Source organism: Alkalimarinus coralli, assembly GCF_023650515.1.
GTDB classification, from domain to species: Bacteria; Pseudomonadota; Gammaproteobacteria; order Pseudomonadales; family Oleiphilaceae; genus Alkalimarinus; species Alkalimarinus coralli.
Genome location: NZ_CP096016.1, coordinates 4,612,501 through 4,636,304, shown reverse-complemented (window position 1 = coordinate 4,636,304; position 23,804 = coordinate 4,612,501). Strand labels below are relative to the sequence as shown.

Sequence of the window (23,804 nt, the reverse complement as noted above, 5' to 3'; positions counted from 1 at the left end):
CTTCAACTCTTTTGGTGCGCGTGGCACACCCTATAATACAGCGTCAATCACCTCTAACAATCTGCTCAGCGCGCCACGATTAGCCTCAACCACCGAGTTAGCCGCTAATCCGACTTCCTTCCTATACGTTTCATCGTCAAAGAATTCGGCAACTCTTTCAGCAAGCAGTTCAGAAGACCCGACAAACTTAAGGCCACCGGCATCAGACAACTGATGACAAATAGGTTCAAAGTTGAACACATGAGGCCCCATTATAACGGGCATTTTTAGCGCGGCCGGCTCAAGCGGGTTATGCCCGCCGCTCTCAATCAGGCTCCCACCAACAAATGCAACCTCGGCAGACGCATAAAAGAGCATGAGTTCCCCCATGGTATCCCCCAGCAGCACCTGAACTGTCTCATCAAGCGATTCACCCAAGCTACGCCGGGCTGTCTTAAGCCCCGCCTGACAGCACAATTGATAGACATTTTTAAAGCGCTCAGGGTGGCGAGGAACAATAATCAGTAACGCATTAGGCCGTCGCGCTAAAAGTTTCTGATGCGCCTCCAACACCGGGCTATCCTCCCCATGATGAGTGCTTGCAGCAACCCAAACAGGCCGTTCACAACCCCACTGGCACCTCAACTCCGCCCCTTTATCTATCAGTGTTTCATCTAGAGTAAAGTCAAATTTAATACTTCCAGACACCACCACTGAATCTTCAGTCGCACCAGACCGCTTAAAGCGCTCTGCATCCGCTTCGTTTTGCGCAACAATGCGGCTAAGCTTTTGCAGCATTGGCTGAGCAATATAACGAACCTTCTGATACCCTCGGGCTGACCGCTCTGATAGCCTGGCATTCGCCAAAACCACCGGAGCACCAGAGAGCGCAGTATAGTGCACGATATTCGGCCAGAGCTCGGTTTCCATAATAATCAGCATTTCAGGCTTTATTTTTTTTAGAAACCGCTTAACCGTACCGGGCATGTCATAGGGTGCATAAACATGAAAAACCGTATCACCAAACAGGGCCTTCACACGCTCTGAACCGGTAGGCGTCATTGTGGTTACAACAATATCCCGTTCAGGGTAACGCTGCTGCAATAGCTTAACCATCGGGGCAGCAGCAATCGTTTCACCCACTGATACCGCGTGCACCCATATAGGTCTATTAAGCGAGCGCACGTTAAAAAAAGCAAAACGCTCCTTCCAACGCGCAGCATAAGCCGGAGCCTTCCATGCTCGATATAGAAGCCTCAACAATATAAACGGTGTAATAAGATAAAAAAGTAGAGAATAGAGGTGCCGAGCCATTACAGATCCGTTAAACAAAATAGCAAGTGGAGGGGTGGATATTATCATGACGCTAGAGTTAAATGCTAAGAATCAGTAGAATCCACTTAAGAGTAAACCACCAGCACTCATTCCATTAGTGGCCTTAGCGAGATAGAGCCCAATGCAAGAAACACAGTCAACTCGACACGGCGATAAACCGCAGCTCCCACTCAATATCTGGATCGTGACAGACCATAAGCCAGGCCACCTTAATCAATTAAAAGGCCTTTGTGAGCGGGTAGCGGCTCATGCCCCCACAAAGGAGCAGTGGATTTCTGTCGAGGACTTGAACTCAACCTTGCTAGACTGCCTAATAAAGAAGCTCAATATACCAACCAAGCTTCGAGAAAATAAACCAGATATCGTCATCGGTGCAGGACACAGTACCCATACGGCTGTACTGGCAGTTCAGAGGTATTTTCAATGCTTTTCCGTTCTCTTGATGAAGCCTTCGCTTCCCCTCAGCTGGTTTAACGCAGTGATTATACCGGAGCATGATAACCCTAAGCGCAGAAGGCAGACTCTGGCCACTAAAGGCGTGCTCAATACAATAACCCCCAGCCACTCAAACTCAGGCGCAAATATAAGTACAGGGTTAATACTGATTGGAGGCGACTCGAAGCATTATCACTGGAATACAGCTGACGTTATGCAACAAGTTACTGAACTGACTCAGGCCCATTTAGAAATCAAGTGGACGCTAAGTGACTCGAGACGAACAGAAAACGAATTTTTGGATCAGCTTAAACACGAACAACTTTCTAACGTTCATATAGTTCCCCACCTCGACACACCGAACGGGTGGGTGAAAGAAAAAATGGCACAAGCCGGACAGATTTGGGTCACCCCTGACAGTGTTTCAATGGTCTATGAAGCAGTCACCGCTGGAGTGCCGGTTGGCTTGTTTAACATGCTCCCCAAAAAAAATGGCCGCATCGTCAAAGGTATAGAGTCCCTAATTCGAGAGGGCGTTGCCACCCAGTTTAAGCCAACAAATCCAGGCGAGATAATCCCGGTTTCCCCTACCGCCTTATGGGAGTCAGAAAGAGCCGCTAAGTGGCTATTGGAGCAGTACACTGAACATAAGCAAAATAACCTAACCCATTAAGCCAAAACAGATCAGAAGTTAATCCGTATGAATGGGCCATCAATGAACGTATTACAGGTATTGCCAAGTCTCAATAGTGGCGGTGTCGAAAAGGGCACGCTGGAAATCGCCAGCGCATTAGTTGAAGCGGGGCACCACTCAACCGTTCTTTCTGCGGGAGGGAGGTTAGTTGAACCACTGGAAAAATCTGGTTCAAAGCATGTTACATGGGATATTGGTAAAAAATCACTATCTTCTTTTTTTCAGGTTAGAAAAATTCGCCACTGGTTGGCCAAAGAAAATTTTGATGTCGTCCACGTACGATCCCGCATGCCAGCCTGGATCATTTGGCTGGCGTGGAGAAAGATGCCTCCAAACCATCGTCCACGTTTGGTCAGTACGATGCATGGCCTACACTCAGTCAATCGTTATAGTGAAATAATGACCTGCGGCGAACGCGTTATTGCGGTATCCAAGTCAGTGGAACACTATATTAAAGCAAACTACCCCAGGGCAGATCATCGCAAACTCCGTTTAATCTACCGAGGGATAGATGCCCACGAATTCCCCTACGGCTACCGGGCCGACGACAAGTGGAAAGAGAGTTTTTTCAAACAACACCCCTCATTAGAGAAAAGTCTTATCGTCACATTGCCAGGCCGAATGACGCGTCTAAAAGGGCACTTGGGTTTTATAGATATTATTAGCAACTTAAAAAACAAAGGGCTCGATGTTAAAGGGCTGGTGATTGGTGGCGAGGATCCAAAACGAAAAGGCTACGCAGAAGAAGTTTATCAAGCCGTTGCGGAGAAAGGCCTTGCCAGTGATATCATTTTCGCTGGTCACCGCTCAGATATGAAAGAGCTATACTCTATTTCAAGTGTTATTCTGTCTCTGTCCACAAAGCCTGAATCATTTGGACGTACGGTTTTAGAGCCCCTTAGCATGGGCGTTCCCGTTGTGGGCTACAGTCATGGAGGGGTCGGCGAGATTTTAACCGCATTGTTCCCAGATGGAGCGGCAGAGCTAAATAATGTAAAACAAGTTCAAGAAAAGGTCACAGCCATACTTCAAGGGAAGAGCAAACCGGTAATCGAAAACAAACAATTTCTGCTATCTGAAATGAAACGTAAAACACTCGAATTGTACGAGACGCTAACCCAAGAAAAGAGATAACAAAGAGTGGGCACATTGCTATTGATTCTATACATTCTCCTCGCATTATTCGGCTTAGCCGCTATCTGGTTTTCCTTTCGTTATGCATGGTGGGCAAAAGCAGTCGACTATAAGCACCCGCGTATTCTGATGTATCATATGGTCAGCGATCCAAAGCCTGGCACGAAGTTCAATGGCCTCCGGGTTTCTCCTGCGATGTTTGAAAAACAGTTGCAGTGGTTAAAGCAAAACAACTGGAACTTTGTAACGATGAACCAACTCGTCGACGACCGTTCACCGTTGCCAGAAAAAAACGTTGCACTAACCTTTGATGATGGATATGAAGACAACTACACTCAAGCCTTCCCGTTGATGAAGAAGTATGGAGCAAAAGGGACTCTCTACCTGGTGATAAACAGACACAACAATGATTGGTCAACCAAGAAAAAAGCGCATCACAATAGTGGTGAATTAGTAAGAGAACCTAAATTATCCGACGAGCAAGTAAACGAAATGGTCGCTTCGGGTGTATTTGAAATTGGCGGGCACACCACCAATCATATCAACCTTGACACCGTTGACAAGCCAACCAAATATGCAGAAATGAGTCAGTCCAAAGCTATGCTCGAAAAACAGCTCAACACCCCTATCAACAGCTTTGCCTATCCGTTTGGTATTTACAGTAAAGAAGACCCGGTAATCGCAAAAGAACTCGGCTATACCAACGCCGTGCTGGCCGAAGGCGGCATCGAGACAGATGTCAATAAACACCGCTTTGAACTTAGGAGGGTTAAGATCAGCGGTAAAGATAATTTTTTAGCATTCAAAATGCGAATAAAAACGGGTAAGCGAGGCTGGAAAAAGTGAGCAACAAAACCGTATGGATACTATCAGATGGACTCGCTGGGCACTACAATCAGAGCATTGGTATCAGTAATGCGTTAAGCACACCGTTACCCCATGACGCAGTTATTATTAATATCCGCCTAAAGCATAAGCTTCTCCGTTCGCTCATGCGCGTTATTGCGAACCACCTACCCTTTTTATTAGGCTATCGATCATTCTCATTTTTTTATCGGCATGATACGTTACCCCAATCTATGCCCTCTGTTATCATCTCTGCGGGCGGCAATACATTATTCGCAAACATTGCATTGAGCAAAGCCACGGGTCAAACCAATACGTTTAGCGGAACACTGAAAGGCTATAAACCACAAAATATAGCCAAGGTGTTTACTGTAACACCACTAAAAAATGTTCCAAACAATACCGTGCTTGATCTACCACCCGCTAACATTGCCCCTCCTGAAAACCCTGCTGAGACGCAACCGTTCTACACATTATTGATTGGGGGAGACGGCGCAGGCTATGAATATACTAACGAAGATTGGAGTCACCTAGCACACGCAATGGCTTCTATTGCTAAGCGCGACAATATTACCTGGAAAGTCACCACATCCCGACGAACAGGCCAAGCTGTTGAAGAAAAATTACAAACACGGCTCCCCAACGACTGTATTGCAGAGGCCATATGGTTTTCATCAAACCCTCAAAAGGTCGTTAAACGTTTTCTTGCTGAAAGCCGTGTAATATTCTGCACTGAAGACAGCCTGACCATGGTATCAGAAGCAATTTATGCCCATAAGCCCACAGTAACGTTGCAACCTCTAAACATGTTACCAGACAATAACGACGCCAAAGCACTGGACAAATATCAACACAAGCAATTTATTATAAGAAGCCCCATCACACAGGTGCACCAACAAACGTTCGACAAAACGCGCTTCTGTGAGCATTATCCAGACATACAGACACAGATAGCAAATGCTATTATCCCCGAACTTAATTCGCCCCAATAATTTGACCCCTTTATTATGACTTCAAATACTCAAAAACGTATTCTCTGGTGGGGACGACACGGGAATTATGGCCCCAACTACCCTAGAAATAGAACGATCATTAAGTGTCTTAAAGACCTAGACCATGAAGTCATCGAGTTTCAGCCACGTATTTCAAAACTGGCCAATCTAGAAGCCACGCTGAACGCCTTTAAAGACATCGACTTGGTATGGGTGCCCTGCTTCAGGCAGCGAGACCTTGCCGCGGCGGCTCGCTGGGCTAGAAAAAGAAATATTCCTTTAGTTTTTGACCCACTCATCAGTGCGTATGACAAACGGGTAAACGAGAAGAGAAAGTTCTCAGCTGATTCTCGGCGGGCCAAACGACTGCTAAAGTGGGAGAAAAAGCTATACGCTCTCGCTGATATTGTCATTGCAGACACACGCTGCCATAAACAGTATTTTGTAGATCAGTTAGGGTGTGAGGAAGACAAGGTATTAGTGATTCCGGTTTCAGCCGAAGAGGCGCTATTTTTCCCGAAAACAATGCCCAAAAACGAGATTCCAGAAGTATTGTTTTTTGGCACCTTTATCGGGTTGCAAGGGCCAACCTACATCGCAGAATCAGTTACCCATTATGACGGCCCTAAGATTAAGCTGACCTTTCTCGGAGATGGGCCTGAACGAGCTCAGTGTGAACGCATTATTCAACAGACAAACAACCCTAAAGTGGAGGTAACGTTTGAAGATTGGATACCATTCCATGACCTTCCGGACCGGATTCGTCAATCTGATATTTGTTTAGGTGTATTCGGAACCGGAGAAAAGTCGCTTAGAGTCATCCCCAATAAGGTTTATCAAGCGTTAGCCTGCGGCAAACCGGTAGTTACAATGAAAGGAGGAGCTTACCCCCCAGCGCTAGACAGCTGCAATGGAGTAAACTTTGTCACAGCAGGAACTCCAGCAGATATAGCACTATCAATATCCAATATTCTAAAAAAGGACCTACCTTTACTATCTGAGGAGGCTGCGAGAATGTATAGTAAATACTTTTCGAACCAAACAATTTCTCTAACCTTAAGAGAGCTATTAAAAGGTTTTAAGAACACGAAATGAATACCCAACCACCAATTCTCCGCGCCTCTATTGGTGTCGTCGTTCCTGCTTATAACCGTGAAAAGTTGATACTTGAAACGCTTAATGCAATCTGCGCCCAAACATTACAACCTGAACTCGTTGTAGTTGTTGATGATGGTTCAACAGATGCAACTAAAAGCGTGCTAGAAAAATGGCAAAAAGAAACACCTATCAAGTTTACATTTATATACCATCAGCAGGAAAACAAAGGCGTTAGCTCAGCAAGAAATAAGGGCCTAAGACTCGTTAAAGAGTGCCAATGGGTTGCGTTTCTCGACTCAGATGATGTTTGGCCAACCGACCTTCTAGATAGGCTATACACAGAAATCCAGAAAGATACACGATATATTGCATGCTCATCAGAGGCGAACGAGAGCTTTTTTGAACTAGATAACACACTGATTTCTAGTCACCTATTGTCTCATACAAATGGATACGGAAAACATGGCCCCTTAGGTTTAATGGCAGCAGCCCCTCACATATCAGCCTCTATTATCCGTACCGATATCGCACTTAAGGTTAACGGGTTTGATGAAAGAATGAAATATGGTGAAGACCGGTTATTCATAATGTGTGTGTCATGTCATGGACTCTGGGGGCGAGTTGCCGGAGAACCAATACTCTATAGATGCTATAAAAAGTCTCTGGACGTAAATCAGCTTTCGAATAAGCCCCACCAAAACTCACGAGTACGTTACGCTAGGCTGCTAGATCAAAACCTCAGCCCACTAATAAATTCTAAAGAGATTTGGCACAAAGGAATTCCTTGGGCTTTATGGAAGGGGTGGCACAGAGCAGGAAAGCAATTAGAAGAAACAGGGCATTATACTTGGGCTGCAACGTTTTATTGTAAAGCGGCAAAGTACCGGCCACCCAATAAGTCGGCTCTTCGAGCGCTACTTATGCTCGCTAGATCATTTTTTAAACAGTTCAAAGGTTGATTGATGAATCAGCGTATTTTAATCATCGGAAAACGGGGAGGAATACTACAGTGGTACGAACACTTACTGGCCGCCCAGAACCAGTTACCAAACCATAAAATAGAAGGCTTTGCGTTAAATCACAATCACTTCTTTGAACGAGCTAATAAAACAGTCTCGGGCCTTCTCAACAAAAAAAACAAAGATAAGATCACTGCAAAAGCGCTTGATAAAAAGCTCACAGCTTTTCATCCAACCCTAGTACTGATCGCAGATCTTTTTTATCTTTCTAATGAAGTGATTAGCGTACTTCATAAGCATAAACAAACAATGAAAGTAGTACACTGGATTGGTGATTTTTTTGATGAACGGCTTATTCGCGCACGAGAAATTACCGACCGCTATTACTTTACAGACTCTGGACTACTCGAAGACGCAAACGCAATAGGGCTAACTAATAGTAGCTACCTGCCTCTAGCCTTTAACCCTGATTTGTTTAAACCACCAGAACAAGAGCAGCGAATAAATGACCTGCTTTTCATTGGCGCATGGTCAAAAAACAGAGAAGAGCTGGTTCGACAAGTGACACTGCCTATGACCGTAGCTGGCAAAGGGTGGGACAAAATCGCAGACACTCACCACAAAGTCATTGGCAAGAATGTCTCAAACAAGCAAGTTGCAAAGCTCTATCAGCAGCATGCGTGCGTACTCAATATCATTAACAGCGGAAACATCAAAAACGGATTAAATATGAGGTGTTTTGAAGCTCCTGCCTGCGGCGCAGTTTTGATAACGGATAATGTAATTGACCTAGCCAACTGCTATGTAGACGGAACCGAGGTGCTAACGTATGAAAACCCTGAGTCACTGGCTTCAGTTTATAGAATGATCTTGGACGACGACACTAAACAAAAACGTATAGCTAGAGCTGGCTCTCTCAAGGCATCAGACAAACACTCTTATGCATGCAGAATTGAAGCAATAGCAAAAGACACATATGGTACTTAAATGAGTCGTTTAATCGAATGCTAGAACCTTTTTCTTTATAGCGTCAGCCAGTATGCGAGCCGCCAACTCCCCACCTCTTGCCCCCCAGTGCGTGTCATTGGGCAAATAAAGATCAATGACATTATTATTCACTGCAGCACTCATAGGTGACAACAGGTCAACAAAGTTAACATTAGGGTCTACCAGCTCAGGAACAATAGAGCGCGTTCTTATTGCCTGATCCTCAAACCATGGGCCGTACACTGAGCTCTTATCAGGAGCGATAAGGAAGAATGTCGGCAGTCCTAACTCCAATTGCGCTTTTGCTGCAAAAACATTCATTCCACACTTAGCTGCTTCATAGTTTTCTGCAGAATAACGCATTTTATTAAGGTCTTCGCGATGGTACAGCAGCTCTGTACTTTTATTATTTGAAAATAGTTTTTCCCCTTCAACCAGATTAGCCTTCAATACTCTTGGCTTTCTAACGGAGGCCACTAATTGCTTTAAATATGCCGAAGGTATATTCATATCAAATGGAATAGTGCTCTTCAGTCTGTCTATGACTACAGCTGGCTCCGTAGCCTTGTTATATGTTAGCTGTGCAATACCTGAAGGAACAGATGTAACGCACTCATTGCCTTCAGCAACACTCATCAAACGTGGGACAGCATAGCGCTCTACAGATTGATAGATAATAAATTTGGGTTTAGTGTCTAGCCTCCTGATGCTCGCGATAAACTCATCAATACCATAATGATCCTGGTGGTAAGTCAGCCCCTGCAAACCTGTTCGATTTTTAAAGAATGCAGTCCATTGAAAACATCCAGAAGGCTCAGACGTTACTGGCCCACCCGCACACCAATGAGAAAATGAGTCCCCATAAACAACATAATCTTCTTCCTTTCCATTCTCACTGATGCTTGCATAGCTTGTACCTCTATCCTTAAAGCCAAACTGAGGTTCATTCCAGCCAAAACCATTTTCAGTAAAGCCTCCAATCCTGGTTAGATCCCCTGTAAATGGCTGTAAATAAAACGACAGACCTAGTAGAACCACTACCAATATAAAGAGCGGTACTACAACGATTAAAAAGTACTTATTACCTTCCATACCACTACCTTAAAACTGGAAATACAAGAATTCGCTTACCGCCGTCATTTGCAGCGTTGAGATAACCAAAAGAATCAGAGTCAAAACAGCCCATGGATAGTTAGGTGCCCACAGCACTCGATACCACTTCTTCTCTTTCTCATGATTCAAATAGAATAACTCCCTGACATTCGGCAGCAAAAAGACTATCAGGAGCCCCCACAACATGAGCCTTACATCACTTAGGTTAACCAAAACAGAAGCGTCAGCCGATGTACTAAGTGGCAAAAACGGTAACACCCTCGCCACTTTCTCTGCATATTTAGGGGTTAATTCCATGCTATCCAACGAAAACATTGCTTGATATAAATGAATCGCCGTATCTAAGTTATCAGCCCTAAAAAGCACCCATGACACAATAACACAGACAAAGGTGACCAAGCCTGCCAGCACACCATAACCAGGTAAATTACGAATAAAAGCTAGCCTTAATACCCCAAGAATATCAATCCACGCTCGATTCACGACGAGATAAACGCCATGCAATCCGCCCCACAATACAAACGTCCATCCAGCCCCATGCCATAGCCCTCCCAGTAGCATCGTGGCCATCATATTAATCATTCTCCGTGCTTCTCCAGCCCGGTTGCCGCCAAACATGATATAGAGATAGTCCCTTAAAAAGTGAGACAAAGTAATGTGCCATCGTCGCCAAAACTCAATAATGCTTTTCGATTTATAAGGCGAAAGGAAATTAACGGGTAGATGGATGTTAAACATTAGCGCGGCACCAATCGCCATATCTGAATAACCTGAAAAATCAAAATATAGCTGTAGGGTGTAAGCCAATGCGCCCCCCCATGCAACAAAGAAACTTATCTCTCCGCCAGTCGCAGCTTCCCCAAAAACACTATGCACGATAGGTGATAAACTGTCAGCCAACACCACTTTTTTAAATAGCCCAATAGAAAAAATCGTAATGCCTGCCGATATATTGATCCAATCTAACGAGAATATTTTATTTGAGTTAAGCTGCGGTAATAGCTCGCGATGATGTACAATTGGGCCGGCAATCAATTGTGGAAAGTAACTTATAAATAAGGAATATTTCAGAAAGTCCCGCTCTGCTTTCCTGTCTCTATATACATCGACAAGATAAGCTATTTGCTGGAACGTAAAGAAAGATATCGCCAGAGGTAAAACAACAGGAATATTCGGCATGTCAGTGCCAGCAATCATGTTAAGGTTGTCGACAAAGAAGTTTTTATACTTAAAATATGCAATTAGCCCTAAGTTAAAAACAAGGCCAAAAGTTAACAATACTTGCTTTGAGGTGTGAGTTAGACTAGGCCTTACCATTGCTAGTGCAGTCAAATAGTTGGTTATAATCGACAGACCAAGAAGGGTAAGATATTCAGGTTTCCACCAACCATAAAAAAATAGAGATGCAATCGTTAAAAACCCTAACGCATGACGATAACTTCCTTTAGCCGATATCAGAAAAAACAGACAAACAGAAACCGGCAAGAACAGAAAAACAAACTCGTACGAACTAAATAACACTCGCGTTCCTATCCCGCCCTCGAAAGGGCAATTTATTTACTAATAGACACCTGGCCTAGTCAGGTTCGTGGAATACCAATGATCGATCTTATTATAAAAATTAACTATGTCGCGGGTAAGTTTGCAGAACGCCAAATAGATAGGGTCAAAAATAGGCATACAAAGCTTAACCTGCTTCAAAAATTAAGTGATTTTTATTCAAAGCAATATGCAGGAATTCTTCATTCGCATTTTATAGAATCCGAACTTATAAAACTATCGAACGATGCCAAAACACCTCAAAAGGTCACGGTTGAAGACGACCACATTCTGCATGTAGCGACTATGGTGGCCGCGGATGGAGGGCATACTAGAATAATTCTCAACTGGATTAAAAATCAACCTAACAAAAAACACTCCTTGTTGATTAATACACCATGCACCGTTCCCAGCTGGTTAATCAGCGCGATAGAAGATTCAAATGGGGGTATTATTGTCAACGATAAGCAAGGCTATTTGGAAAAAGCTTCGTACCTCAAATCACACTCACTTAAATATGAAAAGGTCATCTTGCATGTACATACGAACGATATGCTCCCACTACTGGCATACGGGGCTGATTTTCCGAGACCTGTAGCGCTTTTTAATCATGCTGATCATACATTTTGGTTGGGCTCTGCCATAGCTGATATGGTTTTTGATCTCAACACCTATAGCGCAAATATCACTCACAGACTTAGAAAAGCCCAAAACAACGCCCCTCTTCCCATCGTCATTGACGAAGATGTTGGCACAACTTTGTCGAAAAGAGAGCTTCGAACTAAACATAATCTCCCCCAAGACAAACGTATACTGGTTTCGATGGCAAGCAAACATAAGTTCCTGGGTCAGTCGAACATATTCTTCAAGACAGCCCCATATCTACTTAATGACTCAACTATTTTTATATTAATGGGGCCCCAAAACAAAAAGAAGTTTAAGCGGCTATATAAAAGCACTAACGGAAAGGTAATTCCTCTGGGCTATCAGGACAAAGATAGTGCAGACGAGATTCTCAAAGCATCAGATATTTATATCGACTCCTATCCTGTTAGCTCTTTCACCTCAATGCTTCAAGCAATAAGGTCGGGCGTGCCCGTTATAACCTCTTTTCCGCACGCGCTTCCCGACAGCCTAGTTGAAAACAGGGTTACAGACTTAACGATCATCAACAAGCTGACAGCAACCGAAATTGAAGAAAGGTTTCTAACTCCTGCGAAAATTAAGCTTCCCATGCACTTCGGGAGTCAATGGAAGGAAACGTTAGAAAATAGTGCCCCATTAACCGGTCACAACACTATACTGGCGGAAGAAGTGTTTCAGCCACACCCATATATTCAGTTTGTTTACTCAACGTCAATAAAACATTGGCAATGGTTCAGAAGAGTTATCAATTTAGTACTGGCATGCACATTCCCTTTTCTGTCAAAATCACCTAAATAGCGCTGAAAAGTAAACGCATATGAACAACAATATCCATCCAACAGCTCTAATCTCGGATCGTGCATCAATTGGCAAAAACACCACAATTGGGCCATTTTCAGTTATTCATGATAACGTAATAGTTGGAGATAACTGCCAAATTGATGGTTTCTGTGAATTGGGCTACCCGACTCCATTGGCATCAGGCTCACCACTTGAAATAGGTCATAACTCCATTATCCGTAGTCACAGTGTATTTTATGAAGGCTCTAGCTTTGGAGACTCTTTGTCTACAGGACACAGAGTTACGGTAAGGGAAGGCGTTGCCGCAGGCTGTAACCTTCAAATAGGAACACTCTCTGACCTGCAAGGGGATTGCATAATTGGGGATTATGTTCGCTGCCACAGCAATGTACACATAGGCAAAGCCTCAAAAATAGGCAATTTTGTCTGGATTTTCCCATACTGTGTTTTAACCAATGACCCACACCCTCCTAGTAATATTACCCAAGGGGTAACCGTTGATGATTTTGCGGTTATAGCCACCATGACAACACTACTCCCAGGAGTGAAAGTCGGGCACGAGAGCTTGGTCGCAGCTCATAGCTGTGTATCCAAACATGTCTCGCCTCATACAGTTGTGGGTGGAAGCCCGGCCAAGCAATTGTGTATGACTGCAGATATTAAGCTCAAAGATGGTAGTGGCAACCCCGCATATCCTTGGGCAAATCATTTTCATAGAGGATACCCAGAGCACATTGTTAACGAGTGGGTTTCTAAGATTAATAGGCTTAGGGAGTGAGTTTTGGACATCGAACTAATAGAATTTGATGTAAAAGGCGACAAGAGGGGGTCATTGATTGCGCTCGAAGATGGCGTTAATACTCCATTTGATATTAAACGCTGCTACTACATCTATAATACGAAGCAGGGAGTTAGGCGTGGTTTTCATGCACACAAGAATCTCCAGCAATTAGCAGTCTGTGTATCCGGGAGCTGTCGATTCTTTCTTGATGATGGAGAAATAACGCAAGACATCACCCTGAACACTCCAAATAAAGGACTTTTGCTTAAAGGCCTGATATGGAGAGAAATGTATGATTTTAGTGATGATTGCGTATTAATGGTTCTAGCAGATCAACTCTATGACGAGTCTGACTATATTAGAAACTATCACGATTTTCAGAATTTAGTCCAACAAAAGACGACAACCCGCCATGAATGAAGTTCAGTTTCTTAATCTAAAGCGCCTCAATCAACAGTACCGTGATGAGCTTGTAAGTGCAGCTACCCGAGTCATCGATTCGGGCTGGTACATTCTGGGGCAAGAAGTTAAGGCTTTCGAAACCGAGTTTGCCAGTTACTGCGGAACTCGCTTCTCTCTGGGCGTTGGCAATGGACTAGACGCACTAACACTTATTTTTCGGGCATTAATAGAACAAGGCAAGCTATCACCTGGAGATAAAGTAGGCGTCCCTTCGAATACATTTGTTGCATCTGTGCTAGCTATTTCGAGCGCAGGGCTCGAACCGGTATTAATAGAACCCAACCCAAAGACCCATAACCTGGACTCAACCTCTCCGGGTTTACTTAATGCGTTAACAGAAATAAAAGCATTATTGGCCGTGCACCTGTATGGCCAACTCGCGGATATATCTAACCTCAAAAAACTATCTGACCAACACCATGTACTACTTATTGAGGATGCAGCTCAAGCTCATGGGGCATCACTTAAAGGTAAGAGAGCTGGTAGTTTTGGAATTGCTGCCGGGTTTAGCTTTTATCCCGGTAAAAATCTCGGAGGGTTAGGCGATGGAGGGGCAGTAACCACAAGCGATCCTGTCTTGTTTGAGCTTATTTCGTCATTGAGAAATTATGGTTCAGCAGAACGCTATAAGCACGATTATATAGGTGTTAACTCCCGATTAGATGAAATGCAAGCAGCCATGCTCAGAGTCAAGCTGAGCTATATAGAGCAAGATATTGCAAACCGGCGAAAAATAGCGAAGTTATATAGAAAAGAGATTAAAAACCCTGTTATTTTGACTCCACAAGTCCTTGAGGAAAGCGCGCATGTATGGCATCTATTTGTTATACAATCTGAATACAGGCAATCCTTACAAGAGCATCTGTCAAACCTTGGCATTGCAACCCAAATCCACTACCCGTGTGCGATAGCTGAACAGCCTGCTTATAGTTCATCAAACCTAATAGCACCATTGGCAAAAAGGCTTTCAAACTCGATTCTAAGCCTGCCTATAGACCCAACACTAACGCTCGAGGAGCAAAAAGCGGTTATTGATGCCTGTAACTCGTTTAAGCCTTAGTCCCAACCAGGATGCTAAAAAGCTAGGCCTTTTGATCTTTACGCCTATCTTCGAGTTCTGCCATAACGACCATACAAAAAGGAAACCAGAATATTAGCTGAGTAAAGGCTCTGGGTTGAGCCATTAGCGACTGACCTTCCACCAGCAAACAACCGCATCCAGCAACAAAAGAGAGAACCCAAGGGGACTTTATTCTGCAACCGGCACGAACCGTCCCAATGATGACTGCCGCCAATAAGATAACCCCAATTAAACCTGACCGGAGCGCCTGATTTGAATAAGAACTATGCTCTGTAATCAATATCCTGGAGCCTATATCCAATGCAAAATCATGGGCATATCCACAACCCACTAGAGCATTACAGTTCATCCCCTCAGTCCAAGCCGTTTTAGCAATAAGCAAACGGTAGCTTTCTCCTCTCACTGTCAAAACATCAAACACGCCAGCCAAATATAAAGCAGATATGAGCACTGAAAAAATCAACACAGTCAGCACAAACTTAACTGAGATTGATAGCACCCCCTGCTTAAATGATAACCATAAAAAAAATGGCATAGACAATAAAACACCGAGCAGCCCCATTCGAGTTTGTGTAATAACAAACAGAGCACCCACTAGAGTAACCAGCATAAAAAATAGTACAGGCGACTTCCGTACAAGTAGATAATAGGCTGCAGTTGTGCTAGCAACACTGATATAAGCCGTAAAATAGCTTGGGGTAAACAGTTGCCACCCGGAAAACCAAGGGCGCCTGTAGATTGGGTTATCGTACCCGAAATAGAATATAAGCAATTGTATGACTGCATAAGTCAACACGAACAAAGCTATCGTAAACGCAACAATCTGTGGTTTAAGCAGTTTGAATTTCGACAAATGATAAAAAGCTAAAACGAAAGAAAGGAAATAAGCGACGTATTTTATTTTATTCGCATCCAAGGTAATAGCCATCATCAGAGAGGTAATAAAGCCGTAAAGCGTAGCAATTTTGACCAAGTTAGAGCTAAAGAGCGCCTTGATATCACTCCACCTCGTCAGCAATAACGCAGGAAACATGACCCCTATATAGAAAACGTTGTTTACAGCTTTGTTTGATAGTGGAGAAAATAGCGATAGTATATGCAGTACAAACCCTACAAAAAGCAGCGATACAATTTTGTTTTCTTTCCAGTTAAAAAAAGCGCTTTGTTGCTCTATAGCTACATTCATCTAGTGTACTGCTCCCAATAAAGACCTGTAAAAGTTTATACATATAAATAGCAAACAACTGTAATTATGATGTCTGAGAAACGCCGGCATTTTAACACTAAATACAGCAAATAAGCACTGGATTGGCACTTTAATAAATTAACCATTCATCACAACTTCCCCCCACTTCGACGACACATATTCACGCTCTTCTGAAAACGCTGTTGGTTCAACCTGGCTGTTGAGCTTTTGTAACGCTCGTTTATGGATCAGAGAGCGCATGGATTTATATATTTCAGTTAACCTTTCAGAAGACTCTATATCCAGCAATTCACATTTTGCCATCTCCTCCAAAATTCGCACATTGTCCGACCATTTAAGAAGCTCTGGATATTCATGAGACCAACCCAACACGGCAAATTGACAAAGAAACTCTATATCAACAATCCCGCCTTTGTCATGCTTAACATGGAATACTTCCGGGGCTTCTCCATTGGCTGCTTTAGTGCCCAATGAAGCCCTCATTTTCTCCCTCATTTCAACGACGTCGTTCCGTAAAGCGGCAATGTCTCGCTGTTGACTCAGTATACTCCTGCGAACATCATCAAAAGCCTTTCCCAATGCAGTGCTACCTGCGACAAAACGTGCTCTTGTTAACGCTTGATGCTCCCATGTCCAGGCATTTTTTCTTTGATAATCCTCAAAAGCACCAATTGAGCAAACTAACAATCCAGAATTCCCTGATGGTCTCAAACGCATATCAACTTCGTAGATCTGTCCCGCAGCCGTTTGCGTGTTTAGAATATGTATCACTCGCTGGCCCAGCCGGGTGAAAAACACCCCTGTGTCGATTGACTTATCGCCAGTTGTGGGTTTATTGACATCTCCTGAGTGCAAAAATACCAGATCTAAGTCAGAGGTATACCCCAATTCAATCCCCCCCATTTTTCCATACGCAATAATCGCAAAATCTAAATCACAAACTTCACCATTGGATCTGACAGGAAAACCGTGTTTCTCGGTTAGGTGGCGCCAAGCAATATCAATGACCTGATCTAACTCTGCTTCTGCGATCCAGGTTAAGTAATCACTGACCTTCATTAAAGGGAGTGTTCCTCTTAACTCTGACGCAGCAACCCTCAACACATGCGCTTTCTTAAAATGCCTTAGCGCCTCCATTTGTTCCTCCAGATCATCCTCAGGAATCCTAAGCAACTGCTGCCTTAACTCATCTTCCAGCATCTCTTTATCAGGCGGATTATATAGGCTCTCAGAGTTCAACAGTTCATCCAGCAACAATGGCGTTGATGCAAGCTGCTCAGCGACCCAAGGGCTAACAGAGCATAACCACACCAATTGCTTAAGTGCCCCCGGATTCTCGTTCAGAAGAACCAAATAAGCTGTGCGTCTCAGCACCGATTCGACAAGCAACAAAATGCGCTGTAACGTCAACGAACGGTGCTTTTGTTTAGTGATTTCCGCAAGCAAAAGAGGAATAAAAACGTCTAACCTCTCTCGCCCTTGGGATTGCATAACCTGGACGCTTCTTTGATTTCTAAGATTTGATATTAAGGTATTGCTGTCCTCTGGAGCTTCAAACCCGTTATCTTTTAGCAAAACTATCGCAGCAGTATCAGGAAGTTCCCCCAACCATAAGCCAAGCCAAACATCAGATGCTGTCGCTTCCTTTTTTTGATCGTCTGGCGCTATGATCTCCGAGAAGTGGCGGCTCACACTTTGTCGATGAACATTTAGCTGATCCAGCATCAGCTGCCAATTTTCAAAGCCCAGGGCAAGCGCAACTCTCTTCCGGTCAATATCATTGTCGGGCAGCATTTGCGTTTGTTGGTCGTTGATCCCTTGTATTGCATGTTCAACATTGCGTAGAAAAACATAGGCCTCACGAAGCTCGCTAACAACCTCCGCTGGAAGTAAACAACTCTCTTCAAGTGCGTTTAAAACCAGCTTCAGCTCAGGCCTTTGAAGGTGAATGTCGCGCCCGCCCCGAATTAACTGGAACGCCTGAACAATAAACTCAACTTCTCTAATTCCTCCTGAGCCAAGTTTTATATTATTTTCCATTCCCTTGCGTCGAACCTCCCGGCCTATCATATCCTTCATATCCCTAAGTGACTGAAAGACCGAAAAGTCGATATAACGTCTATATACAAACGGCTTTAGGCTTTGCATTAAGTTGCGCCCCGATTCCAGGTCACCAGCGACAGTGCGAGCCTTAATCATCGCATAGCGCTCCCACTCACGCCCTTGATCCTGGTAGTATTCCTCCATTGCCGCAAAGCTCAGTGCCAACGCTCCGCTACCTCCATAAGGCCTTAACCGCATATCAGTTCGGAAAACAAACCCATCAGCCGTAGTCTTATCCAGGGCATTAACAAGGCGCTGCCCCAAACGAACGAAAAAGGTCTGGTTCTCGATACTCTTTTTGCCTCCCTTAGTCTCCCCTTTTTCCGGATAAGCAAAAATAAGATCGATATCAGACGACACGTTTAACTCATAAGCCCCCAATTTGCCCATACCCAACACGACCATGCTCTGAGGAGCTCTAGACTCCATTCCATACGGCGTCCCCCATTTGCTGCAACAATCGTCATAGAGCCATTTCAACGCCTGATCAATGCACTCGCCTGCTAGCAGACTCATATCAAGTGTTGTTTGCTCCATGCTGGCAATCTTCAGCAGATCGCGCCAGATAATACGCACCATCTCCCGGCATCGAAAACGCCTAAGAGCACTCATTAGCTCATCTTCATTGCATACACTTGATAAAGCATTTGAGAGACGACTCTTCAGTGATGTTTCACCATAATCAGAAAATAGGTCATTACTATCGATTAAATCAGACAGCAGGAGTGGGTTTCGAGAGGTGGCTTCAGCAACAAAGTCGCTTAAGCACCAAATAGAAATGATGCTCGCGTATAGGTCAGCATCCCAATCTACACCTATAGCAACGTCCAATTTATTATAGTTTGCCTCAAAACAGCTAAGGCTCGATTCTAACTTGCCTTGAAAGACAGAGTCTCGACTGGAAATATGTACCCTAAGTTGCTCAATCACATAACCCTCTCAAATTTTCAACAAGATAGAAAACAAATTACTGTATTTAGGCAGGCATAATACTCTAACATTAGCACTAGATTGGAGACCCATGATTGACATGAATCGTAAATAATGAATCCTTACCGAGAAAAGCCGGGGCGCCCTCATAAAAGAGCGATCTATCAGACTGACTGGCAGTTAAAAAAGCGTATCAAGCGCTTATTTTTAACACTCTTTGGCCTACTACTTCTGCATGTTGTTGCCATGCTTATGCTCGAAGGCATGAGCATACAGCAGTCCGTTTGGTTAACACTTACAACGCTTACAACCGTTGGATACGGTGACTTGTCTGCATCTACCCCTGCAGGCCAGCTTGCAACCGTCATATTGATGTATTTGACGGGCATTACCTTAGTCACACTAATATTCAGCGACTATATAGATTATCGTTTCTACCGAAGAGAGCGAATAAGATCAGGAAGATGGAGATGGAATATGGTCAACCATATATTACTTATTAATGCCCCGAAGCACGGAGGTACTCAGTATTATGTCCGCTTTGTGCAACAGTTAAGAGCAAACAGTGACTACAAAGACACTCCGATACAGATCCTTACCACGGCGTTTTCAGACAGTATGCCGAATGAATTAACAGAGCTTGGTGTCACACATTTTCACGGCTCTGGCACAAACTACCACGACCTCTCGGCAGTCAATGCTCAAGAAGCAAAACACATCATAATACTGGCAAAAGACTCTGATGATACTTCTTCCGATAGCAACACATTCGATACTCTACACAGGTTAGCTGAATTTAACCTTTCAAAAAGATGTATTGTCGAATGCGTAGATGATGAAAACAGGGCAAGATTAGCCAAGCTTGGAGCACAGTCAATTCTTCGCCCAGTAAGAACGTACCCGGAAATTATCATTCGAGCGCTCATTGCGCCAGGGAGCGAAAAAGTATTAGAGGATCTATTCACCCACGAAAATGATCACCCTCATCGCTACGAAGTTGATATAACTGACATGAAATGGTCAGATATTGTTTGCGCTTTAATTCAGGCAAACCTAGGCACAGCTATGGCATATATTGAGCCTAATAATGAGGTTGTTTGTAATCCTCAAGCAACAAATAAAATAAATACAAAAGCTATCATTGTCCTGGTAAAAACTGAAGTAGCGGGAACGAAGCAAGATATTAATGCTGCAATTAATAGGTACAAACAACGCCTAACGCAGTGGGAGGCAATGAAAGCCTCTAATAACTAACCATAGGCAGTTCGACATCAGTCAATTCTATATGCCTTCAAAGGGGTAAGGCGAATGCCATGAGTCATAGTTTAAATGATATGGGGCCTTGCCCGCCCGCGCCCCTTTGATATTTCTATCTATTATTGGCAAAAACTAATTGAGCCTATTTGAACTCATTATTAACCACTGCCCCTGATTCCGCTTTGCTGCATCAAGGCTGCGATAAGGGGGCCGGTGCCTGCACTCATCCTTTTCACTTACCCCATCTTCACTTTCATCCAGGCAATAAAAAACCCCAGCAAGTTGCCCTGCTGGGGTTTCGTATTTAGATGCCTGACGTTGGCCCGGCCTCGCATCACAGATGCGAGTCGTTCACGGTTTTCGAAGCGGTGCTTCGCATGCCTTCGGCACCACCGCTCACCCTACTCTCTCATGATCTGTGGTCGCTGCGCTCCGCCTTTAACCTTTCCCCATGTGACAGACAATAAAAAACCCCAGCAAGCTGCCCTGCTGGGGTTTCGTATTTAGATGCCTGACGATGACCTACTCTCACATGGGGAGACCCCACACTACCATCGGCGCTGAACCGTTTCACGACTGAGTTCGGGATGGGATCAGGTGGTTCCAGTTCGCTATTGTCATCAGGCAAAACCTTGGTCGGCTGATTGTTTAGCTATAAGTTTCAGGCTTATATCGTTTCAATCAACCCACATCAATTCTGCGATGTCTTTAACATTCAGTAAGCAATTAAGTCTTCTAACATTTCGGATCATAATCACATTATCCGGTAATACTGTTTGTTTTTAATCTCTCTATTGAGACTCAAAACTATTTGGGCGTTATATAGTCAAGCCTCACGGGCAATTAGTACTGGTTAGCTCAACGCCTCACAACGCTTACACACCCAGCCTATCAACCTCATAGTCTTTAAGGGCCCTTTAGGGAGCTCGAAGCTCCAGGGAAATCTTATCTTGAAGGGGGCTTCCCGCTTAGATGCTTTCAGCGGTTATCCTGTCCGAACATAGCTACCGGGCAATGCTACTGGCGTAACAACCCGAACACCAGAGGTTCGTTCACTCCGGTCCTCTCGTACTAGGAGCAACTCTTCTCAAATTTCCAACGTCCACGGCAGATAGGGACCGAACTGTCTCACGACGTTCTAAACCCAGCTCGCGTACCACTTTAAATGGCGAACAGCCATACCCTTGGGACCGGCTTCAGCCCCAGGATGTGATGAGCCGACATCGAGGTGCCAAACACCGCCGTCGATGTGAACTCTTGGGCGGTATCAGCCTGTTATCCCCGGAGTACCTTTTATCCGTTGAGCGATGGCCCTTCCATACAGAACCACCGGATCACTATGACCTACTTTCGTACCTGCTCGACGTGTCTGTCTCGCAGTTAAGCGCGCTTATGCCATTACACTAACCGCATGATGTCCGACCATGCTTAGCGCACCTTCGTGCTCCTCCGTTACTCTTTGGGAGGAGACCGCCCCAGTCAAACTACCCACCACACAGTGTCCTCGATCCGGATTACGGATCTGAGTTAGAACCTCAAACATACCAGGGTGGTATTTCAAGGATGGCTCCACCCGAACTAGCGTCCGGGTTTCAAAGCCTCCCACCTATCCTACACAAGTAGGCTCAAAGTTCACTGTGAAGCTATAGTAAAGGTTCACGGGGTCTTTCCGTCTAGCCGCGGATACACTGCATCTTAACAGCGATTTCAATTTCACTGAGTCTCGGGTGGAGACAGCATGGCCATCGTTACACCATTCGTGCAGGTCGGAACTTACCCGACAAGGAATTTCGCTACCTTAGGACCGTTATAGTTACGGCCGCCGTTTACCGGGGCTTCGATCAAGAGCTTCGCCTAAGCTAACCCCATCAATTAACCTTCCGGCACCGGGCAGGTGTCACACCCTATACGTCCTCTTACGAGTTTGCAGAGTGCTGTGTTTTTAATAAACAGTCGCAGCCATCTGGTATCTTCGACTGCCAAAAGCTTACGGAGCAAGTCCGATCACCCTCAGCAGCGTGCCTTCTCCCGAAGTTACGGCACCATTTTGCCTAGTTCCTTCACCCGAGTTCTCTCAAGCGCCTTGGTATTCTCTACCTGACCACCTGTGTCGGTTTGGGGTACGGTCTCATATAACCTGAAGCTTAGGGACTTTTCCTGGAAGCATGGCATCAACCACTTCAGTCTCGTAAAAGAGACCTCGTCATCAGCTCTCAGCCTTAATGGACACCCGGATTTGCCTAAGTGTCCAGCCTACAACCTTAAACAACCATCCGATAGGTTGCTGGCCTAGCCTTCTCCGTCCTCCCATCGCAGTTATATGCGGTACAGGAATATTAACCTGTTTCCCATCGACTACGCTTTTCAGCCTCGCCTTAGGGGCCGACTCACCCTGCGCCGATTAGCGTTGCGCAGGAACCCTTGGTCTTCCGGCGTGCGGGTTTTTCACCCGCATTATCGTTACTCATGTCAGCATTCGCACTTCTGATACCTCCACGGAACTTCTCAATTCCGCTTCAACAGCCTACAGAACGCTCCTCTACCATGCCAGTAAACTGGCATCCGCAGCTTCGGTGGTATGTTTTAGCCCCGTTACATCTTCCGCGCAGGCCGACTCGACTAGTGAGCTATTACGCTTTCTTTAAAGGGTGGCTGCTTCTAAGCCAACCTCCTAGCTGTCTGTGCCTTCCCACATCGTTTCCCACTTAACATACACTTTGGGACCTTAGCTGGCGGTCTGGGTTGTTTCCCTTTCCACGACGGACGTTAGCACCCGCCGTGTGTCTCCCGTGATTGTACTCATCGGTATTCGGAGTTTGCATCGGGTTGGTAAGTCGAGATGACCCCCTAGCCGAAACAGTGCTCTACCCCCAATGGTAAGTCACGAGGCGCTACCTAAATAGCTTTCGAGGAGAACCAGCTATCTCCGAGTTTGATTAGCCTTTCACTCCTATCCACACGTCATCCCCTGGCTTTTCAACGACAGTGGGTTCGGTCCTCCAGTCAGTGTTACCTAACCTTCAACCTGCACATGGATAGATCACTCGGTTTCGGGTCTAATCCCAGCAACTAAACGCCCTATTAAGACTCGATTTCTCTACGGCTCCCCTATTCGGTTAACCTTGCTACTGAAATTAAGTCGCTGACCCATTATACAAAAGGTACGCAGTCACAGAACAAGTCTGCTCCCACTGCTTGTACGCATACGGTTTCAGGATCTATTTCACTCCCCTCACAGGGGTTCTTTTCGCCTTTCCCTCACGGTACTGGTTCACTATCGGTCAGTCAGGAGTATTTAGCCTTGGAGGATGGTCCCCCCATATTCAGACAGGATACCACGTGTCCCGTCCTACTCGATTTCACTACTATGCCGTTTTCGTGTACGGGGCTATCACCCACTATGGCTTTGCTTTCCAGCAAATTCCA

Annotated in this window: 17 protein-coding genes and 2 rRNA genes (1 of these 19 running past the window's edge); 12 read left to right on the top strand and 7 right to left on the bottom strand. The window is 44.8% G+C overall.

Annotated elements, in window-relative coordinates; genetic code table 11:
• Positions 1–30: 30 nt before the first annotated feature.
• On the bottom strand, positions 31–1,293 hold the full coding sequence (gene waaA / locus MY523_RS20960) for a lipid IV(A) 3-deoxy-D-manno-octulosonic acid transferase (protein WP_250656611.1): 1,263 nt from the start codon (positions 1,291–1,293) through the stop codon (positions 31–33).
• Between the two features lie 142 nt (positions 1,294–1,435).
• On the opposite strand from waaA, the gene MY523_RS20955 reads away from it, so the two are divergent.
• From MY523_RS20955 to MY523_RS20925, 7 genes are read left to right on the top strand one after another with little or no spacing between them, the layout of a single operon-like run.
• Positions 1,436–2,422 (top strand): mitochondrial fission ELM1 family protein, encoded by a 987-nt coding sequence (locus MY523_RS20955; protein ID WP_250656610.1) that lies wholly within the window; start codon positions 1,436–1,438, stop codon positions 2,420–2,422.
• 42 nt (positions 2,423–2,464) lie between these two features.
• Positions 2,465–3,577: a glycosyltransferase gene (locus tag MY523_RS20950; RefSeq protein WP_250656609.1), complete on the top strand. Its 1,113-nt coding sequence runs from the start codon at positions 2,465–2,467 to the stop codon at positions 3,575–3,577.
• 6 nt (positions 3,578–3,583) lie between these two features.
• Positions 3,584–4,423, top strand: a complete 840-nt coding sequence (locus MY523_RS20945; protein WP_250656608.1) for a polysaccharide deacetylase family protein — start codon at positions 3,584–3,586, stop codon at positions 4,421–4,423.
• Complete coding sequence (locus MY523_RS20940) at positions 4,420–5,415, top strand: ELM1/GtrOC1 family putative glycosyltransferase (protein ID WP_250656607.1); 996 nt, start codon at positions 4,420–4,422, stop codon at positions 5,413–5,415. Before MY523_RS20945 ends, MY523_RS20940 begins: the two co-directional genes overlap by 4 nt.
• Before the next feature lie 15 nt (positions 5,416–5,430).
• Positions 5,431–6,510, top strand: coding sequence for a glycosyltransferase (locus tag MY523_RS20935; RefSeq protein ID WP_250656606.1), 1,080 nt, complete (start codon positions 5,431–5,433; stop codon positions 6,508–6,510).
• The gene (locus MY523_RS20930) at positions 6,507–7,472 is read left to right on the top strand and encodes a glycosyltransferase family 2 protein (RefSeq protein ID WP_250656605.1); all 966 of its coding nucleotides are present in this window, start codon (positions 6,507–6,509) and stop codon (positions 7,470–7,472) included. The genes MY523_RS20935 and MY523_RS20930 overlap by 4 nt, the downstream gene beginning before the upstream one ends.
• Before the next feature lie 3 nt (positions 7,473–7,475).
• Positions 7,476–8,459, top strand: a complete 984-nt coding sequence (locus MY523_RS20925) for a CgeB family protein (RefSeq protein WP_250656604.1) — start codon at positions 7,476–7,478, stop codon at positions 8,457–8,459.
• Between the two features lie 9 nt (positions 8,460–8,468).
• Here MY523_RS20925 and MY523_RS20920 read toward each other — a convergent pair whose 3' ends face one another.
• Complete coding sequence (locus tag MY523_RS20920; RefSeq protein WP_250656603.1) at positions 8,469–9,551, bottom strand: alginate O-acetyltransferase AlgX-related protein; 1,083 nt, start codon at positions 9,549–9,551, stop codon at positions 8,469–8,471.
• Positions 9,552–9,560: 9 nt separating this feature from the next.
• Entirely contained in the window at positions 9,561–11,093 is a 1,533-nt protein-coding gene (locus tag MY523_RS20915; protein WP_250656602.1) for an MBOAT family O-acyltransferase, read from the bottom strand.
• Positions 11,094–11,171: 78 nt separating this feature from the next.
• On the opposite strand from MY523_RS20915, the gene MY523_RS20910 reads away from it, so the two are divergent.
• From MY523_RS20910 to MY523_RS20895, 4 genes are read left to right on the top strand one after another with little or no spacing between them, the layout of a single operon-like run.
• Entirely contained in the window at positions 11,172–12,554 is a 1,383-nt protein-coding gene (locus tag MY523_RS20910) for a glycosyltransferase family protein (protein WP_250656601.1), read from the top strand.
• A 19-nt stretch (positions 12,555–12,573) separates the two neighbouring features.
• The gene (locus MY523_RS20905) at positions 12,574–13,335 is read left to right on the top strand and encodes an acyltransferase (RefSeq protein WP_250656600.1); all 762 of its coding nucleotides are present in this window, start codon (positions 12,574–12,576) and stop codon (positions 13,333–13,335) included.
• A 3-nt stretch (positions 13,336–13,338) separates the two neighbouring features.
• On the top strand, positions 13,339–13,758 hold the full coding sequence (locus MY523_RS20900; protein ID WP_338021701.1) for a sugar 3,4-ketoisomerase: 420 nt from the start codon (positions 13,339–13,341) through the stop codon (positions 13,756–13,758).
• Positions 13,751–14,860, top strand: a complete 1,110-nt coding sequence (locus tag MY523_RS20895; RefSeq protein ID WP_250656599.1) for a DegT/DnrJ/EryC1/StrS family aminotransferase — start codon at positions 13,751–13,753, stop codon at positions 14,858–14,860. The genes MY523_RS20900 and MY523_RS20895 overlap by 8 nt, the downstream gene beginning before the upstream one ends.
• A 22-nt stretch (positions 14,861–14,882) precedes the next feature.
• Here the strand turns inward: MY523_RS20895 and MY523_RS20890 are convergent, their stop codons facing one another.
• Positions 14,883–16,067 carry an O-antigen ligase family protein gene (locus tag MY523_RS20890; RefSeq protein ID WP_250656598.1) on the bottom strand — a complete coding sequence of 395 codons (1,185 nt, stop codon included), beginning with the start codon at positions 16,065–16,067 and terminating at the stop codon, positions 14,883–14,885.
• 138 nt (positions 16,068–16,205) lie between these two features.
• Positions 16,206–19,121, bottom strand: coding sequence for a bifunctional [glutamate--ammonia ligase]-adenylyl-L-tyrosine phosphorylase/[glutamate--ammonia-ligase] adenylyltransferase (gene glnE / locus MY523_RS20885; protein ID WP_250656597.1), 2,916 nt, complete (start codon positions 19,119–19,121; stop codon positions 16,206–16,208).
• A 114-nt stretch (positions 19,122–19,235) separates the two neighbouring features.
• Here glnE and MY523_RS20880 point away from each other — a divergent pair, with 114 nt between their 5' ends.
• Positions 19,236–20,375, top strand: coding sequence for an ion channel (locus tag MY523_RS20880; RefSeq protein ID WP_250656596.1), 1,140 nt, complete (start codon positions 19,236–19,238; stop codon positions 20,373–20,375).
• A 512-nt stretch (positions 20,376–20,887) separates the two neighbouring features.
• Here MY523_RS20880 and rrf read toward each other — a convergent pair.
• A 5S ribosomal RNA gene (gene rrf, locus MY523_RS20875) occupies positions 20,888–21,003 on the bottom strand.
• A 197-nt stretch (positions 21,004–21,200) separates the two neighbouring features.
• Positions 21,201–23,804 (bottom strand): 23S ribosomal RNA (locus tag MY523_RS20870) (it continues 289 nt past the right edge of the window).

Coding starts and splice junctions, on each gene's coding strand:
- MY523_RS20890 (WP_250656598.1), bottom strand. CDS start 16,067: ATGAATGTAGCTATAGAGCAACAAAGCGCTTTTTTTAACTGGAAAGAA.
- waaA (WP_250656611.1), bottom strand. CDS start 1,293: ATGGCTCGGCACCTCTATTCTCTACTTTTTTATCTTATTACACCGTTT.
- MY523_RS20920 (WP_250656603.1), bottom strand. CDS start 9,551: ATGGAAGGTAATAAGTACTTTTTAATCGTTGTAGTACCGCTCTTTATA.
- MY523_RS20925 (WP_250656604.1), top strand. CDS start 7,476: ATGAATCAGCGTATTTTAATCATCGGAAAACGGGGAGGAATACTACAG.
- MY523_RS20955 (WP_250656610.1), top strand. CDS start 1,436: ATGCAAGAAACACAGTCAACTCGACACGGCGATAAACCGCAGCTCCCA.
- MY523_RS20895 (WP_250656599.1), top strand. CDS start 13,751: ATGAATGAAGTTCAGTTTCTTAATCTAAAGCGCCTCAATCAACAGTAC.
- MY523_RS20935 (WP_250656606.1), top strand. CDS start 5,431: ATGACTTCAAATACTCAAAAACGTATTCTCTGGTGGGGACGACACGGG.
- MY523_RS20950 (WP_250656609.1), top strand. CDS start 2,465: ATGAACGTATTACAGGTATTGCCAAGTCTCAATAGTGGCGGTGTCGAA.
- MY523_RS20910 (WP_250656601.1), top strand. CDS start 11,172: ATGATCGATCTTATTATAAAAATTAACTATGTCGCGGGTAAGTTTGCA.
- MY523_RS20880 (WP_250656596.1), top strand. CDS start 19,236: ATGAATCCTTACCGAGAAAAGCCGGGGCGCCCTCATAAAAGAGCGATC.
- MY523_RS20905 (WP_250656600.1), top strand. CDS start 12,574: ATGAACAACAATATCCATCCAACAGCTCTAATCTCGGATCGTGCATCA.
- MY523_RS20930 (WP_250656605.1), top strand. CDS start 6,507: ATGAATACCCAACCACCAATTCTCCGCGCCTCTATTGGTGTCGTCGTT.